This is a genomic window from Ruegeria marisrubri, from assembly GCF_001507595.1.
Classification (GTDB): domain Bacteria; phylum Pseudomonadota; class Alphaproteobacteria; order Rhodobacterales; family Rhodobacteraceae; genus Ruegeria; species Ruegeria marisrubri.
Map to the genome: position 1 here is coordinate 1 of NZ_LQBQ01000007.1, position 15,156 is coordinate 15,156.

General features: G+C 58.9%; 17 protein-coding genes and 1 tRNA gene. 11 read left to right on the forward strand and 7 right to left on the reverse strand.

What is annotated here, in order from left to right; genetic code table 11:
* Positions 1-20 precede the first annotated feature (20 nt).
* The 4 genes from AVO45_RS06650 (at position 21) to AVO45_RS19365 (ending at position 2,717) form a co-directional block, all read left to right on the forward strand.
* Positions 21-97, forward strand: a tRNA-Met gene (locus AVO45_RS06650).
* Positions 98-505: 408 nt separating this feature from the next.
* Positions 506-1,306 (forward strand): GNAT family N-acetyltransferase, encoded by an 801-nt coding sequence (locus tag AVO45_RS06655; RefSeq protein WP_068345228.1) that lies wholly within the window; start codon positions 506-508, stop codon positions 1,304-1,306.
* Between the two features lie 224 nt (positions 1,307-1,530).
* Entirely contained in the window at positions 1,531-1,827 is a 297-nt protein-coding gene (locus tag AVO45_RS06660) for an antibiotic biosynthesis monooxygenase family protein (RefSeq protein ID WP_068345230.1), read from the forward strand.
* Positions 1,828-1,838: 11 nt separating this feature from the next.
* Complete coding sequence (locus tag AVO45_RS19365; RefSeq protein WP_082688696.1) at positions 1,839-2,717, forward strand: sulfurtransferase; 879 nt, start codon at positions 1,839-1,841, stop codon at positions 2,715-2,717.
* 103 nt (positions 2,718-2,820) lie between these two features.
* On the opposite strand, the gene AVO45_RS06670 is transcribed toward AVO45_RS19365, so the two are convergent.
* Positions 2,821-3,084 carry a hypothetical protein gene (locus AVO45_RS06670; RefSeq protein WP_240482088.1) on the reverse strand — a complete coding sequence of 88 codons (264 nt, stop codon included), beginning with the start codon at positions 3,082-3,084 and terminating at the stop codon, positions 2,821-2,823.
* Positions 3,085-3,161: 77 nt separating this feature from the next.
* Between AVO45_RS06670 and AVO45_RS06675 the strand changes: the two genes are divergently transcribed.
* Complete coding sequence (locus tag AVO45_RS06675; protein ID WP_068345234.1) at positions 3,162-3,419, forward strand: hypothetical protein; 258 nt, start codon at positions 3,162-3,164, stop codon at positions 3,417-3,419.
* A gap of 84 nt (positions 3,420-3,503) precedes the next feature.
* Positions 3,504-3,683 carry a hypothetical protein gene (locus AVO45_RS19695; RefSeq protein ID WP_157770121.1) on the forward strand — a complete coding sequence of 60 codons (180 nt, stop codon included), beginning with the start codon at positions 3,504-3,506 and terminating at the stop codon, positions 3,681-3,683.
* Positions 3,684-4,245: 562 nt separating this feature from the next.
* On the opposite strand, the gene AVO45_RS06680 is transcribed toward AVO45_RS19695, so the two are convergent.
* The 5 genes from AVO45_RS06680 to AVO45_RS06700 form a co-directional block, all read right to left on the reverse strand.
* Positions 4,246-5,580, reverse strand: coding sequence for a metal-dependent hydrolase family protein (locus AVO45_RS06680; protein WP_082688697.1), 1,335 nt, complete (start codon positions 5,578-5,580; stop codon positions 4,246-4,248).
* Between the two features lie 62 nt (positions 5,581-5,642).
* Positions 5,643-6,356: an efflux RND transporter periplasmic adaptor subunit gene (locus AVO45_RS06685; protein WP_157770122.1), complete on the reverse strand. Its 714-nt coding sequence runs from the start codon at positions 6,354-6,356 to the stop codon at positions 5,643-5,645.
* A 29-nt stretch (positions 6,357-6,385) separates the two neighbouring features.
* Positions 6,386-6,769 (reverse strand): hypothetical protein, encoded by a 384-nt coding sequence (locus tag AVO45_RS06690; RefSeq protein ID WP_068345236.1) that lies wholly within the window; start codon positions 6,767-6,769, stop codon positions 6,386-6,388.
* Between the two features lie 12 nt (positions 6,770-6,781).
* Entirely contained in the window at positions 6,782-8,065 is a 1,284-nt protein-coding gene (locus tag AVO45_RS06695; RefSeq protein WP_240482089.1) for a metal-dependent hydrolase family protein, read from the reverse strand.
* Between the two features lie 147 nt (positions 8,066-8,212).
* A complete protein-coding gene (locus tag AVO45_RS06700) occupies positions 8,213-9,175 on the reverse strand; it encodes a LysR family transcriptional regulator (protein WP_068345237.1) in 963 nt (320 codons plus the stop codon).
* Positions 9,176-9,378: 203 nt separating this feature from the next.
* Here AVO45_RS06700 and AVO45_RS06705 point away from each other — a divergent pair, with 203 nt between their 5' ends.
* The 3 genes from AVO45_RS06705 (at position 9,379) to AVO45_RS06715 (ending at position 12,275) form a co-directional block, all read left to right on the forward strand.
* Positions 9,379-10,389: a TRAP transporter substrate-binding protein gene (locus AVO45_RS06705; protein WP_157770123.1), complete on the forward strand. Its 1,011-nt coding sequence runs from the start codon at positions 9,379-9,381 to the stop codon at positions 10,387-10,389.
* 78 nt (positions 10,390-10,467) lie between these two features.
* Positions 10,468-11,022: a TRAP transporter small permease gene (locus tag AVO45_RS06710; RefSeq protein WP_068345239.1), complete on the forward strand. Its 555-nt coding sequence runs from the start codon at positions 10,468-10,470 to the stop codon at positions 11,020-11,022.
* Positions 11,019-12,275: a TRAP transporter large permease gene (locus AVO45_RS06715; protein ID WP_068345240.1), complete on the forward strand. Its 1,257-nt coding sequence runs from the start codon at positions 11,019-11,021 to the stop codon at positions 12,273-12,275. Before AVO45_RS06710 ends, AVO45_RS06715 begins: the two co-directional genes overlap by 4 nt.
* A 5-nt stretch (positions 12,276-12,280) precedes the next feature.
* Here AVO45_RS06715 and AVO45_RS06720 read toward each other — a convergent pair whose 3' ends face one another.
* Positions 12,281-12,583, reverse strand: coding sequence for an antibiotic biosynthesis monooxygenase family protein (locus AVO45_RS06720; protein ID WP_068345241.1), 303 nt, complete (start codon positions 12,581-12,583; stop codon positions 12,281-12,283).
* A 37-nt stretch (positions 12,584-12,620) separates the two neighbouring features.
* Between AVO45_RS06720 and AVO45_RS06725 the strand changes: the two genes are divergently transcribed.
* Together AVO45_RS06725 and AVO45_RS06730 are read left to right on the forward strand one after the other, a co-directional pair.
* The gene (locus AVO45_RS06725) at positions 12,621-13,928 is read left to right on the forward strand and encodes a metal-dependent hydrolase family protein (protein ID WP_068345243.1); all 1,308 of its coding nucleotides are present in this window, start codon (positions 12,621-12,623) and stop codon (positions 13,926-13,928) included.
* 12 nt (positions 13,929-13,940) lie between these two features.
* The gene (locus AVO45_RS06730; protein ID WP_082688698.1) at positions 13,941-15,140 is read left to right on the forward strand and encodes a serine hydrolase domain-containing protein; all 1,200 of its coding nucleotides are present in this window, start codon (positions 13,941-13,943) and stop codon (positions 15,138-15,140) included.
* Positions 15,141-15,156 lie beyond the last annotated feature (16 nt).

Genomic DNA, 15,156 nt, shown 5'->3' on the forward strand with positions numbered 1-15,156 from the left:
ACAACGCCCAACAATCTTGCCGCGGGGTGGAGCAGCCAGGTAGCTCGTCAGGCTCATAACCTGAAGGTCAGAGGTTCAAATCCTCTCCCCGCAACCAAATCTTCCAAATAAATACAACCGCTTAGCCTCGCATGACGCGGGGCTTTTCGCGTTCTCGCCCCACCCGTGGAAGCACTGTGGAAGCAACAGGGGCGGAAAGAACGCGTGGCGGACGAGCAACAGTGGAGCGCACGGAAAGTTTTGGAAACTACCTGCGAGATGGCGCGGGCTGAATAGAACGCTCCCAAAGCCGACCATATTGATCGGTGCGGCGAAGGGCCGGAACGCGCCCAAGTTTTCCGATGCCGCGCGTTTTACCGATGTCAGCCTGTGAAACTTTGCTGAGAAATGGGGCAAAATATAGCGGTGTCTTCCCAAAGAATGCTGTCACTAGGATTTTCCGCATGTCCGGGACAAATCGTTTCGTTGGCTATAGGCTTTGTGTGTCACATCCGAGGTACTGCCCATGACTGCCGATATTTCTCCTTACTTTGGCGATGCAAAAGTCCAAGCCTTGCAAAAAGCCCGTGACCAACAAGTGTCTGAACTCACCGATGTTCCCGGTGCGGTCGTCCATGCGCGCATCTTTTCGAGCGATGATCCAAAAACCTTGGGCTGGGATCGACTGAGAAAGGTCATGTCCGAGGAAGGTATGATTACTCTTCGAGGGGTTGATGAGGCGGCTTTAGACGTTGCCAAAAGAGAGTTGGGCAGCTTCCGCCCTAATCTGCACTTCTGGGACCTTTTCATGGCGGAAGCCAATACAATCCGCGAGGTGTGTGGTAAAATAGTTGAAACTGGTTTCCCATATGGTTTGATACCCGTTCCCGAAGCGGAATTGACCCCACAAAAGGTGCGGGACGTTCAGTCGTTTCTTGCAGATCAAGGCGTATCACCATTCTCCAGAGATGCATTGCTCGGCCGGCTATTCCCGGCACGTCTCAATGTATTGCAGCACAAGGATGGGCGTATCGCTGCGGCAGGATTCTCGGCAATGACGCACAATCACTACAGTCCGTTTACTGAAACGGCATGGGTGGGGCTGATTGCAGTTGATCCGGAGTTGCGTGGGCTCGGGCTTGGAAGGCTCACAGATGCGTTATGCAACTTGTCAGCGATCGACGAATTGGGAGCCAAAGCGACGATGGAGTTTGTCGGCAGAGACAACGCACCATCCCGTGCAATGTTGGAAAGCTGCGGGCTGAAACAGGTTCAGGGAAAGTCAGTCGTCATGTTTTCAACGTCGACAGACCGGATGACGCGCTAGAAAGGACAAACTCAGCCCGGTTTGTGTTTGCCAGACGGCAGTCTGTTAGCGGCAATTGGCTTGTTCGTAGCGCAGGGCGACAATGCGCCGCGCAGCGGTCGCTGGCGACGAGCGCTGAGAATGCCCGCTCCGAGCCCGATGCATCAGTCCCCGCCAATCCGTGCTATAAACCGAACAAGAGGCGTTCAGGCAGGCGAGAACCGCGCTTTTCGGAGGTTGAATGCATGATTATGCGGATTTTTCAGGTCGTCACGAGACCGGGCAAAGAGGAGGAGTTCAATCGGTTCTTCTATGAGACTGCGATCCCTTTGATGAAAGGCACGAACGGCATATTGCAGGTTCTTCCTGGTGCGCCGCGCCCAGATACACCGCGCGAATTCAGTTTTGTCATGGTTTGGGACAGCCTCGAGTCCTTGAAGGCCTTCGTGGGCGATGATTATCAATCCCCGCACATTGATTCTTCTGAAGCTGAACTGGTCGAGTCGCGTACCATCAAGCATTATGATCTCGTCGAAGTTTGAGAGGTTTGGCCATGGCGACCTACATGAGAAACCCACACGCGCTGGTCAGCACCGATTGGCTTGCTGCGCATCTGGATGACCCGCAACTGAGGGTTTTCGATTGTTCGACGGTTCTGGAATTCGAAGAAGGGGGCAAACGCCCATATCGTGTTGTAAACTGCTTAAGAGAACATGACGCGGGTCATATACCACGAGCTGGGATCTTCGATCTTCAGGCTGATTTTTCCGAGGAAGATAGTCCGTACGGTATGACTTTGAGCAGCCCGGAACGGGTAGCTGCAGCGTTTGAACGTTGTGGCGTGGGCAATGAATCACACGTTGTCCTTTACAGTCGCCGCAGCCCGTCCTGGGCAACTCGGTTTTGGTGGATGCTGCGATGGCTGGGTTTCGACAATGCTTCAGTACTGGACGGAGGGTTTGAAAAATGGAGTGCCGAGGGGAGACTGTTGAGTACCGAACCTTGCTCCTATCCTGCCAGTAATTTGACCGTGAATCTTCGTCCCGAGATATTTGTAGGCAAGAAGGAAGTCCTTGCTGCGATAGAAGATCCGGACACCTGCCTCGTCAACGCACTTGGGCGGGACGTTTTCAGCGGCGAGAACCCGCGTTACGGTCGCCCTGGCCGAATACCGGGCAGCGTGAGCGTGCCCCAAGTTGAGTTGCTGGATCAGGACAACCATGCATTTCTGGCGCCTGAGAGGATAGCTGAGGCCTTCAAAGCGGTCCGCGCGGATGAAGCCGCGCGGCACATCACCTATTGCGGTGGTGGCATATTTGCGACCGTTGATGCGTTTTGGCTCCACCAGCTAGGATACGACCACGTTGCCGTCTATGAAAACTCTATGAGCGAATGGGGTCCTGATCCTAGCCTTCCGATCGAAGCCGACTGACTACCTTTCCAAGGTACAGAACGTTCAAAATTGAGCAAGTTTAGGTCCGCGGAACCCGCTCTCCAAATGTTGGCGCGGATCGCAACGAATGTCCGCAACCTGCTCATTTGAAACGATACCGGCTTGCGGCCTTCCCCAGCCGTTCACCTATCGGCACCGGGTGTTCGTTTGATTGACGTTTGATGGCTTCAATGTGACCGTCCAGAAAGTCGCGGAACTCATGCGGCTTTACCTCAGACGCCGCTGCGCGCGACACAAACAAGCCCAGAATTTGCCGGTCCAGCATCCGTATGTGCTCGGCACGGTTGGTCTCAATCACCTCGCTGGGCAGAACGCCGGAACAATTCTCTTGCAGGTCCACCGCCACGACGCTGCCAACCTGCTGCCAGAGCGCGTGTGTGGGCCAGCGGGCGCGGTTTCGGTCCGTGGTGGGAGCCCGTTTCATTGGGTGACATCGCGGCCTTAAGCCAAATACTTGGTCTCGATGCCAGCGACTTCCTTCTGCTTGCCATCGATGAATATCACCCGGAAGTCCACGTCATTTTGAGCGAGATGCTGGGGCTGGGAATTGCGGACGTAAAACGCGGGCTTGTCGTGATGTTTCGCATGGACGCCTTTGGCGAGGAGCCGGAACTGGCGACAGCATTTGCTCACACTCTTGATAACTTCCTGAAGATTACAGACGCAGCGATCTCCCGATGAAACTGGATAGTACGAAACACACGGACCCCGAGTCGCGAGCTATCACGAGAAAACAAACTCCATCAGTTCGCAGGAGGCATCGACTTGACCCAGAGCCCGACCGCAAATTTCTTGTCCGAGGCAATTGAAAACTCGCCGCTGACCCAGCGTGAATTAGCCGACCGAAGTGGTTTCAAGAGCCCGAACATCCACCCCATGCTCAAGTTCGGCGAGACACGTGTCGCCGGATCGCATCCCGGCATTGGCGCGGGCCTTGGGGATTGATGAAAGGCTATTCCTGGTGCACACCATTGCGGAGCATCACCCCGGTGTTCACCAAGTTCTTGTGGGCATTCTCGGGCTACCACAGACGGATGCTGAGTTCGAAATCTTTACCAGTTTCGAATGGTCAGCATTTGTGACGGCATCGCGGTTGAAGGGCCGTTCAAGAAATTGCTGGAGGGGGTGTTGGAATTGGCGGTTATGGCCAATAGGCGAATGCCCCAGACGCTCGACCTCGCACCGGCGAGAATACTGGGTCGCTAAAAACGCGGCCGATCAGAAATCTTTATGCTATGCAGGGTGAAGCTGAAGGCCTTTCACGTAACCGGCCAGATCACTGCTTCCCGATAGACATGAGCGATGGGTAACCCATGCACAGCCCGCATGATCACGAATGCCTTCTGCGGCCCATGAACTTGGATGCTCCCACGTATTTCCGCCCCTCTCCCAGCCAGGATTCGATGGGGGGAACCCTAATCACCAACGGGGACGTTTTCGGGGATTGCATCAGGGTTCAAACACCGGACGATTCTCCCGGTCGGGCAATGACTACTGCGCGCTGGCACTATTCCAGCTGATTCTTGTAAACAATGCCGCCTTTCATGATCAGGTCGAACTTCTCTTCGTACTCCGTCATCACCGACATATCCTCAAGCGGGTTGCCGTCGATCAGCAGGATATCGGCATGGGCGCCTTCCTCGATCACGCCGAGTTTGCCCGGATAGGGGTTGCGCGGGCCAGAGAGCGCCAGCAGTTCGGCGGATTTTGACGTGGCCTGACGCAGGATTTCGACATTGTCGAACCACTTGGTGCGCAGCACGAATTCCTCGTTTGCCCGCTTGATCATCTCGGGTGAGGTAATGATGTCAGTGCCAAACACGATGTTCTCAAAGCCCATCTCATTGGCCATGGTGAACATCTGGTCGATGCCGTCAAATGCCTCGTCATGCTTGTCTTTCTGCTCGTCGTTAAAGCCGGCAGGGTGGAAAGTATAGACGATGACCTGAGGAGACAGCCAGGCGTCTGCGTCGATCATGGCCTGCATGGCTTCCTTGTCCATTAGGTTGCCATGTTCGATCGACTTCACCCCGTTGCGCAGTGCGCGCAGGATGCCGTCGGAATTGTAGACATGGGCCGTGACATAGGTGTTCCAGTCTTCTGCGGCCTCGACCGCGGCGCGAATTTCGTCATCGGTGTACTGCATCGTGTCCAGCGGGTCCGCGAAAGAGCCGGTGCCGCCGCCGACCGAGATTTTGATTTGCGACGCCCGGCGGCGCAGCACCTCGCGCGTGGTCCGCAGTACTTCGTCACGGCCGTCGGCCACGGCGACGTGAAAGTATTTCATCGGCACACTGGGTTCATGTTGGATAGTCGAGGGCAGTTCGGCGTCCGTGCGGTGGTCCGAGTGACCCGAGCTTTGCGAAATCATTGGTCCGGAAGGATAGACGCGCGGGCCGACAAGCACGCCTTCGTCGATGGCGCGTTTCAATGAAAAGGTGTTGCCGCCGACATCGCGCACGGTGGTGAAACCCTGCATCAGGTACTGTTCGCCGATGTTGGAAGCAACATAGGCCCAGTATTCCCGGTCGGCAGTGAACGCGATGCCGAAAGGCATCTGGAACATCAGATGCGCGTGCATGTCGGCAAAGCCCGGCATCAAGAACCGGCCGCCGGCGTCGATGACGGTGGCGCCGTCGGGCGCGGTCAGGTCGGCGCCAAGCGCGGCGATCTTGCCGTCCTCGATCAGCACGTCCTGGCCTGTGGTCAGGTTTTCGTTCACCCCATCGAAAATCCGAGCGCCGGTGATCAGGGTCGCGGGGGCGCCTTTCTGTTGTGAGAAGGCCGGCGCCACGCTGGTAAGAAGCGCCAAGGCTATGCCGAATGCGGTTTTGCGTATCATTTGATGCCCTTTCTTGGAAGCGACTTGAAATCTTCCTGTGACAGAGCGAGTCATGGCTCGGGTCAATCGGAATTGAGTTGAGATTGGACCGTGACACGAAAGCCCGGTCGAAGGAAATGGTCGGGGTTGGGGAACTCGCCCCAGACTTTGATCTTCTGGCTATCCTCGTCAAACGTGTATCCGCCGGACACTAGATGACCGTAGTGGGGGTACAGGGTGCCGTCAGGCAGGGCGATCAACAGCACCAATCCGTCAATAAACGCCTGGTCCGACCCGAAATGCCGCATACGCTCCGCATATATGTCATAGGGCAGCTCTGCGACCAGGTGGATCGGGTCCAATTGCGTGATGATCGCCATAGTGATGCCGCCATCGCCGGATTTCGAAATGTCTTGCCACCCGTTCTCCCGCACCATTGGTGCGCTCATGACACCGTCGAAGGGCGCCAACTGGGTCATCTGCAATACACCAAGTTCCGCCAGCCCTACATTTGCCTCGGCTTTCTCCAGTTTTGCTTGCGCCAGGTGCAGCCGAAGCTCTGCCGGTTTTGTGTGGAACAAGAACATTGGATCGCCTTTCTTGACCATCTGGCCCGACACGAAATTGACGCCTCTCCGCCAAGCGCTGACGATTGGTGTGATCTCGGCTTCGCGTGCCGGCACGAGTATCCCGGAATACTCGGCGACTTCGCGAATATCGACCGCTGCTGCGGACGACGAGGGTGCGGTTCCCAACATGCCCGCCAGAGCCAAGCAACCAGCGATCAAAAGGCGCATCAGGGGCGTTCCGGTGTCCATTGCTGGCCTCACTTTCTGAAAAGCCCGAGCGCGGCTGCGATATTAAGGACCGATCCAAATGCGTTGATCGCGATAGCAACAAAAAAGACTGGCAGCGACGCATAACTTGCCAGCCCATTCTGCGAAAAGTTGACCACATTACCAATCACACCGCCACCCCCGAAGGCGACGAGCGCTGGTATCATGGCGATGCGGTACCAGCCGATCTCGCCATAGCGAGGCAGAAAAAGGCAGGCAGAGTACCGCACGAACAGCGTGATGGAGGAAGGCACATCGGCGGCGCTCAGCGGTGCGCCGACCCATGACGCCCGAATACCGCTGGCGATCAGGAAACCGATCGCCATCGCGGCAAACACGGCTTGAAGCCTTAGTAGTTTGGGCAGAGCCAGCATCGTGTCGCCCGATTAATCAAGCGTGTTCTTGTAGATCACCCCATCCTTCATGATCAGGTCGAAATTCCCGTGCGGGTCGGCGACGAGATCGATATCCTCCAACGGGTTGCCGTCCACTAAGATCAGATCGGCATAGGCGCCTTCGGCGATCACGCCCAGCGTGCCTTGCTGATAGGGATGACGGGGACCGGACAGCGCCAGCAATTCTGCATTGGTCGAGGTCGCCATCTTCAGCACCTCGTAGGGCGTGTACCAGCGTTGCAACTTGGCAAGGAACGCGCCCTGCCGCTCGGCCAGGGCGGGGTCGAACAGGATATCCGTTCCGAAGGCAACCTTTACGCCGACTTCCTTCGCCGTTGTATAGGCCATGTCGGTGCCGTTTGTCACCGCGACCCATTTCGCCTGGCTGAACGGATCGTCGAAGGAAAACCCGTCTTCGTCATCCAGCAGCGGCTGGATCGACAGCCAAACGTCATTGTCGCGCATCATTTCCATCGTTTCGCGGCTCATTAGGAAACCGTGCTCGATGGACTTGACGCCGGCCTCGATCGACATCTGGATCGCCTCGTCGGTGAACAGGTGCGAGGCGACGTATGTATTGTAGGTGTCGGCGACTTCGACAAAGGCCCTGAGTTCGTCCATCGTGTACTGCCGCACGTCCAGAGGGTCATAAACCGAGGACACGCCGCCACCGCCCGAGATCTTGATCTGGCTGGCTCCCATTCGCATCACCTCGCGGGCGCGCTTGGTCACTTCCGGCACCCCGTCCGCCATTGCCATCAGGCCGACGCTGTACCAGTACCATTGCGAGTCTGCGGGGTTGGTGGGGACCACTTGGTAAGGGCGATAGTCGAAATGGCCACCGGTCTGGCCGATAGGCGGACCCGAGGGCAGGATACGCGGACCGGGGATTTCTCCGGCGTCGATCATCTTCTTGGTGGCAAACGGGTTTCCGCCCACGTCGCGCACGGTGGTGAAGCCGCGCATCAACGTGGCCTCCGAACCGATAGCGCCGCGGATCGCGATTTCCAGAATGTCGCCGGTGATCACCGTGCTTTGCGCCGCGCAGCAATAGGAGGTATGCCAGTGCACGTCGATCAGGCCGGGGATCATCGTGCGCCCGCCCGCATCGATCACGCGACCGCCGGCGACGACCAGAGGTTCGCTCGACACCGCCGAAATCAGATTGTCTGTGACGACCACGTTGGCATTCTCGATCAGCCTTTCGTTCACGCCGTCAAACACGTTCACATTTGTAAACAGGATGGGTCCGTCCTGTGCCTGCGCTACCGACACGGCAAGTCCAAAGGTTGTCGCTACAGCTGCAAAACGAATGAAAATACGCATGATCAATACCTTGATGACGAATCGGGGAACCCAAGGGTCGCACATGACGCATATCAAGTCATGTCCGATCCTGCGTCACCTTGTTGGCAGGTTGGATCACCCCCTGGACGGCGTCATCGAAGCAATCGGCCAAGACGGTGCCAGACGGTGGTCAAACTCGCGTTTGCTGATCTCGATGATCTTGGCGACGAAGCGTGGGACCGCGGGGTGCTGCACGCGCCCTCGCCTCAGCGCGATATGCCATACGGCGTCAATGCCAAGATCGACCGGAATCCGTTTCAGAACCCCAAGTGCCAGCGCATTTCGCACCGCACCGGACGTGGTCAGCAGTATCAAGTCGCTTTCTATTGCGGCATCCCGCAGCACGGCGATGTTGTGGCTGTCTATCGCGATGATCGGTTCCGGCGATCGGATATCCCGCCCCACCTTCCGCGCGATCGCTCGGAGCACCGCTTCGGGGAAATGGGTTCCGGCAAACTTGTACCTGGCTAGGTCAGTGGGCTGCGGGTGGCGTATGTTCAGAATCGGATGACCCGCCCGGCAAAAGGCGCCCCCTGCTTGCGGCGGCAATTCGGTCAGGTCCAGATCGTCGGTACCTTGGCGCAGGTCGCGCTCATCGCCGACAATCACATCCAGCGTCTCGTCCCGTAATCCGGCAACCAGGTCGGTAGTCTCGCCGATGACCAGATCCAGTTTCACATTCGGATGGGCATCATGCCACTCGGCGATGATCGGCCCCGCGAGCGAGGTCGAGAATACCGGCGGCATTCCCACCCGGACGTGGCCACTCTGGCCAGCGTCCAGGTTGACCAACTCCTGTTCAAGGTTGCGTGATTCAAACAGGATGGCCTCGACCCTGGCCAGGATGGTGCGGCCCGCCGAAGTCAGGCGCACGGGACGCGCGGAACGCTCAAAGAGCGTCAGGCCAAGCCGCGTTTCAAGGCTGCGAATCGAGTTGCTCAGTGCGGGCTGCGAAATGTTCGCAAGCTCGGCGGCCCGGGCGAAACTGCCCTCCTGCGCGACCAGTTTGAAGTGATTGAGTTGCGTCAGGTTCTGCATATGCCCCCTCGCGTTTGTGGTCGATCCCTAAGTGACGCGACGTCCAATTGAACGCGCTTGCCGGTAACCCCTGCGAAATGAAAGGGGAATTCCTGAACATTCGCACCATGAATGAAAGATATCAAAAAGTAAATTTGCGCGAATGAAGATTGACTCCGATGTTGGCCGAAACAGGGCTGTGCACCCAGATCGGAGGAGACAAAATGACGTTCTTGAAATCACTCGCGGCGGCAGGACTGGTCGCGCTGGCATCGACCACGGCAGTCAAGGCCGAAACTGTGCTGAAACTGGCCACTGCCGCACCCGAGAAAACCCCGTGGGGTGCTCAGGTCACCCGGCTGGCCGAGGCCATCGCCACGGAAAGCGAAGGCCGGCTGAAGGTTGAACCTTATTTCAACTCGCAACTCGGTTCCGAGAACGACACGCTGGCCCAGCTGGCCCGTGGTCGGATCGAAATGGGCCTGTTCACAGTGTCGGCTGCCGGTCAGCAGGCGCCCGAGGTCGGGTTGATGCAGCTTTACGGCTACTTTGACGACAATGATCAGCGCGCCTGCGTTCAGGACAACCACCTGACAGATGAAATCCGAGCCCGCCTGGCGCCCAAGGGCGTCTATTTTGGATCCTGGGCCGAAGTGGGCAATGGCTATCTCTGGTCGGATCGCGAGATCACCAGCGTAGAGGAACTGAAAGGCCTGAAGGTCGGCATCTCAGTCAACAAGATCAACACCGAGCATTGGAAGGTCTTTGGCGCCAATCCGGTCCCGATCAGCCCCGGCGAAGCCGCCTCGGCCGCGTCGACCGGTCTGATCGACATGTATCCGACGGTCTATTCCTTCGCCATCCCCTCGGGCCTGTCCAAGATCTACCCCGTGGTCAACGAATACAACTATGCCAACGGCCCCGGCATGTTTGCCGTCAGCCAGCGCGTCATGGAGAAGTTGAGCGACGAAGACCAGGCCGCCATCAAGCGCGCCTTTGCCAACCCGGCGTTTTCCTCCAAGGCAATCATGGATGAAATCTTTGCCTTCGAGGACAAGATGCGCGCCCTGCATGAATCCCAGGGTGGCAAGATCGTGCGCCTGAGCGATGAGCAGGTCGCGGACATCCGCGGAAAACTTCCGCCCTGGTGGGAAGCCATGGCCGCCGAATACGGCGAGGATGGCAAGGCAATTTTCGAGCTGATGGAAAACGCTAAGGCAGCCTGCAAGGGTTGACCCGGCTTTGAAATGCAAACGGCGCCGCCCTACGACTATCGCTAGGGCGGTGTCCGGCTCACGCGGAAAGCTTACCCCATGACAGTCGGATCAGTCCCAGTAGCCGTCTCCTCACTTCTGAAGGTGTGGCACCTCGTTGAACGCTGGATCGCGGTCATCGCATTCACCCTGATCGGTGCCCTGATCTTTGCCGACGTCGCCGGTCGCGAGGTCATCGGGCCGGTCGGCACTGCGCTTGGCTTTGAGATGGGATCGACCGGTGTTTACGGCGCCGGCAAGATATCGCTCTTCCTGCTGGTGATTGGGGCCTTTGCAGGGCTGGGTGTGAGCGTTGCAACCGGCACACAGATCGTGCCGCGCATCGCCTTCAGTTGGGTGCCAGCGAGCTGGGCGCCCCATGTGGACCGGATCGCAAACCTTCTGAGCGGCTTGGTCTTTGTTGCGGTAACCTATTACGGCTGGGTTTTCGTCAGCGCCTCGCGCGATATCGGCACCGTGATGCCGGGGCTGGATATGCCGGTCTGGATCATCCAGGCCGCCATCCCCATCGGCTTCCTGTCCGCCGCCATCCGTTATTTTGTTTTTGCGATCTGGCCCGCATCGGCCCCCGCCCGAGAGGAGATCCCGGAATGAGCGCGCTTGGCCTCTTCGCCCTGATCGTTGCCCTGCTGGTTCTGCGCCAGACCCTGACGGTCATCCTGATCGCGGCCATCGCGTATGTACACCTGGTCTGGGGGCATGGCTATCTCGACTACATCGTCGAGGACATGTGGACCTCGCTTAACAAGGAGCTGATCCTGTCGGTGCCCTTGTTCCTGCTGTGCGGCGCGGTGATGACCGAAGGCACCGCAGCGCGGCGGCTGGTGCGGATCGTGCGCGCCTTCACGGCCCCGACCCGTGGCGGGCTGGGAGTGGCGGCGATCATCAGCTGCGCGGTGTTCGCGGCCATCTCGGGTTCGTCCATCGTGACTATGATCGCGGTCGGCTCGGTACTGTATCCGGCGATGCGCGAGGCGGGTTATTCCAACCGCTTTGCGCTTGGCACGGTGGTTTCCGGCGGCACGCTCGGCATCATAATCCCGCCGTCGATCCCGCTGATCCTTTATGGCCTCGTCACCGAAACCTCGATCGTCGACCTGTTTCTTGCCGGTATCCTGCCCGGCCTTGTCCTGATCGGGCTGATGACGGCCTATGCGATCTGGGCCAACCGGCAACAGCCGGCTCAGAAGATGGATTGGGCAGAACTGCGCGTCGCCCTGCGCGAAGGCATCTGGGCTGCACTGTTCCCTGTCATCCTGTTGGGCGGCATCTATTCGGGTTACTACTCGCCCACGGAAAGCGCCGCCGTGGCACTGGTTTATGCGCTCTTCATCGAGTTTTTCATCCACCGCGAGATGAACCTGCGCGGCTATTTCAACGTCGTCACCGAAACCGCCAAGCTGGGTGGCGCGCTGTTCCCCCTGATCGCCGTGGCCTTGTCGCTGAACCTCATCCTGACCGAGTACCGCGTGCCGGCCCAGATGGTCGAACTGGCTGAAATGTGGATCGACAGCCCGATTGCCTTCATCCTGATCGTGAACATCCTGTTGCTGATCGTCGGCGCCTTCATGACGACTAACGAGGCGATCCTGATCCTCGGGCCGATCCTGATGCCGGTGGCGCAAGCCTATGGGTTCGACCCTGTGCATTTCGGCATCATCATGATCGTGAACCTCGAAATCGGCTATCTGACGCCACCGGTCGGCATGAACCTCATGGTTGCGATGGTGACGTTCAGGCAGAAATTCGGCGAATTGGTCATGTCGGTGCTGCCCTATATCGCAGTGATGGTCATTGGCCTGATTCTGATTACCGTGTTCCCTTGGCTGTCGATGGGGCTGTTGTGATGAACTCAGCCCTCGAAAACGGGACCAAAGATCTCGGCCATCTCTGTCTCGGCAACGAGGTGGCCTATGTCAGCCAGTTGCGCGGCGCGCACCGGATGCGTGCTCCAGGCGTAGTAGCCTTCGACGTCCCGCCACTTGGCAAGCACGCAAATGCGGTCGGGATCGTCGACACTGGCGCGCAGCTCGCCCTCGATGAAGCTGGGGATCGCCTCTGCACATTCGCTCAGCACGCCCCGCTCGCGAAAGATGCGCATCGCATCCGGGCCCTGACCGGGATGCACGCGGACGACGAGAATAGACTGAAACATGTCGGGTCCTTTCGGGGCGCAAACATAGGAGCTTTCGATGTCTGAACAGATCACACACCCGCGCCCGATCCTAGGGCAACGTGACGGCACACCCATCCTGTTTCGCAACGCGCGGATTTTTACCGGCAACGACGAGACCCTTCTCGAAGGCTACGACGTGCTGGTCGCCGATGGCAGGGTCGCCAAAATCGCCAAGGGGATCGACGTCGACGCGGGCTGGCGGGTGATCGACGCCGAAGGTCGGGTGATGAGTCCCGGTTTCATCGACGCCCATGCGCATGTCATGTTCCAGATGTCTTTCCCGGAAGCGTTCGGCTCGGATGAGTTCTACTGGGCCTACAAGGCCACGGCGGCTGCCGAAACCTACCTGATGAATGGTTTCACCACGATCCGGGACGTGGGCGGCAACACCTTTTCTCTAAAGAAGAACATTGATGCGGGTGTCGTCGCGGGGCCGCGCATCTACCCGTCCGGTCCCATGATCTCGCAAACCTCGGGGCATTCGGATCATCGCCAGGACTGCCACAAATGTGCGGCGATCCTGAACGAACCCTCGGTGCCGATGAAATACCACATGGTCGCGGTGGCCGATGGGCATGATGGCGTGCTGGTGGCCGTGCGCGAAGCATTTCGGCGCGGCGCGTCCCAGATCAAGATCTGTACCACCGGCGGCACCGGCTCCTATGCCGACCCGCTGGACGTGACGCAGTTCCTCCCCGGTGAAGTGCAGGCCGCCGTTGCCGCCGCCAAGGACTGGGGCACCTATGTCTGCACCCATGCCTATCACGACGAAGGCATCCGCCGTGCCGTGGAAAACGGGGTGAAAAGCGTCGAACACGCCAACCTAGCAACCGAGTCCACCCTCAAGATGATGAAAGAGCAGGATATCTGGCTGTCGCCCCAGGTGATCGTCTACACCAAGCACCCCCTTGGCTATACCGAGGATCAGAAGGCCAAGCATGACGAGGCCTATGCCGGCATCGACCGGATGATGGCAACGGCCCGCAAGATCGGGTTCCAGAAGATCGCCTTTGGCACCGACATCATCACCGACCCGGAGCTGCTGCAACGGGCCAACGACGAGTTCCGCTTGCGCACCAAGTGGTTCACCCCGTTCGAGGTGATGCGCCAGGCAACGGCGCTCTCGGGTGAACTCTTGGCCATGTCCGGCCCGCGAAACCCCTACAAGGGCAAGCTGGGCGTGATCGAGGAGGGTGCCCTTGCCGATATCCTGTTGATCGACGGTAACCCGCTCGATGACATCGAGGTTGTCACCCGTCCTGCCGACACGCTGCATCTGATCATGAAAAATGGTGTGGTCCACAAGACCGCACTGGCCCGCTAACAGGAGAGAGACATGGCTGACCGGTCCGCTGAACACAGATACCGCATGCGTTCCCATGTCTCGGTGCCCAAGCTTCTTGAGTGTGGTGACGTGGCCCATTGGTGGTGCACGAACATTTCCGAGTGCATGCCCACCGCGCTGATCCATTCGCCGCATGCCCCGGGCGGGCTGGAGGATGCGCCCGCTGACGCGGTGATGAGCATCAAGGCCGAGACCGATCTCGGTATGATGTCCCTGCACGATTTCCTGGCGCATCCGCAAAGCGGGGCGCGCGGGATCGTGGTGATCAAATCGGGCAAGGTGGTGGCCGAAAGCTATCCCGACCTGCGCGCCGACCAGCCGCATCTCTGGGCTTCCTGCGCCAAACCCGCGGCTGGCCTGATGATCGAATACCTGATCGATGCCGGGCTCATCGACGACAGCCGCGGTATCGGCGAATACGTCCCCGCCTTGCGCGATACCGATTGGAACGATGTGCCGGTGCGCGATTTGATGGACATGACGCCGGGCATGGATTGCGAAGAAAACGAGGCCACCCGCGCAGACCCCTCGTCGAACGCGATCCGCGCCTTTCTGGCAGAGTTCAACCATCCGGTGAACGGCAAGGTCGAGACCCTTTTGGAAGTGCTGCAATCCAGCCGCCGGGTCCGCGCTCCCGGCGAGAAGTTCGAATACGGCTCACCCTGCACGCAGGTTCTGGTCTATCTCGCCGAGGCGGTCTCGGGCCTGCCTTGGGCAGAGTTGTTTCGCCGCAACGTCTGGTCGCATCTGCGCGCCGACGGTCCGATTCAAGTGCATCTGACCCCTGATGGCGTGGCGCTTGCGCATGGGGTTGTTTCCTCTCGCCTGCGCGATATGGCGCGGTTCGGCATGCTCTACACGCCCAGTTGGTCGCGCGTGGCGACCCGGCAAGTGGTCAGCGATGCCGTGCTGGCTCGCATCAGGAGCGGGGTGCGCGAAAAGTCGTTCTTCATGAACGGCTATGACGGGCCGGTCTTTGTCGACCGCCTTGGCGACGACTCCATGTTGGGTAATGCACGCCAGTGGGATTGTATCTGGCCGGACGGCGACCTCTACAAGGGCGGCTTCATGGACCAGGGGCTGTACGTTTCGCCCGACCGCGACTTGGTGATCGCGTATTTCTCGACCAGCCCCACCATGCAACTGACCCGCTACCTGCGCCCGATCACCACCAGCGGCCTGTTTGCCTGACCTGACTTGCCAGGAG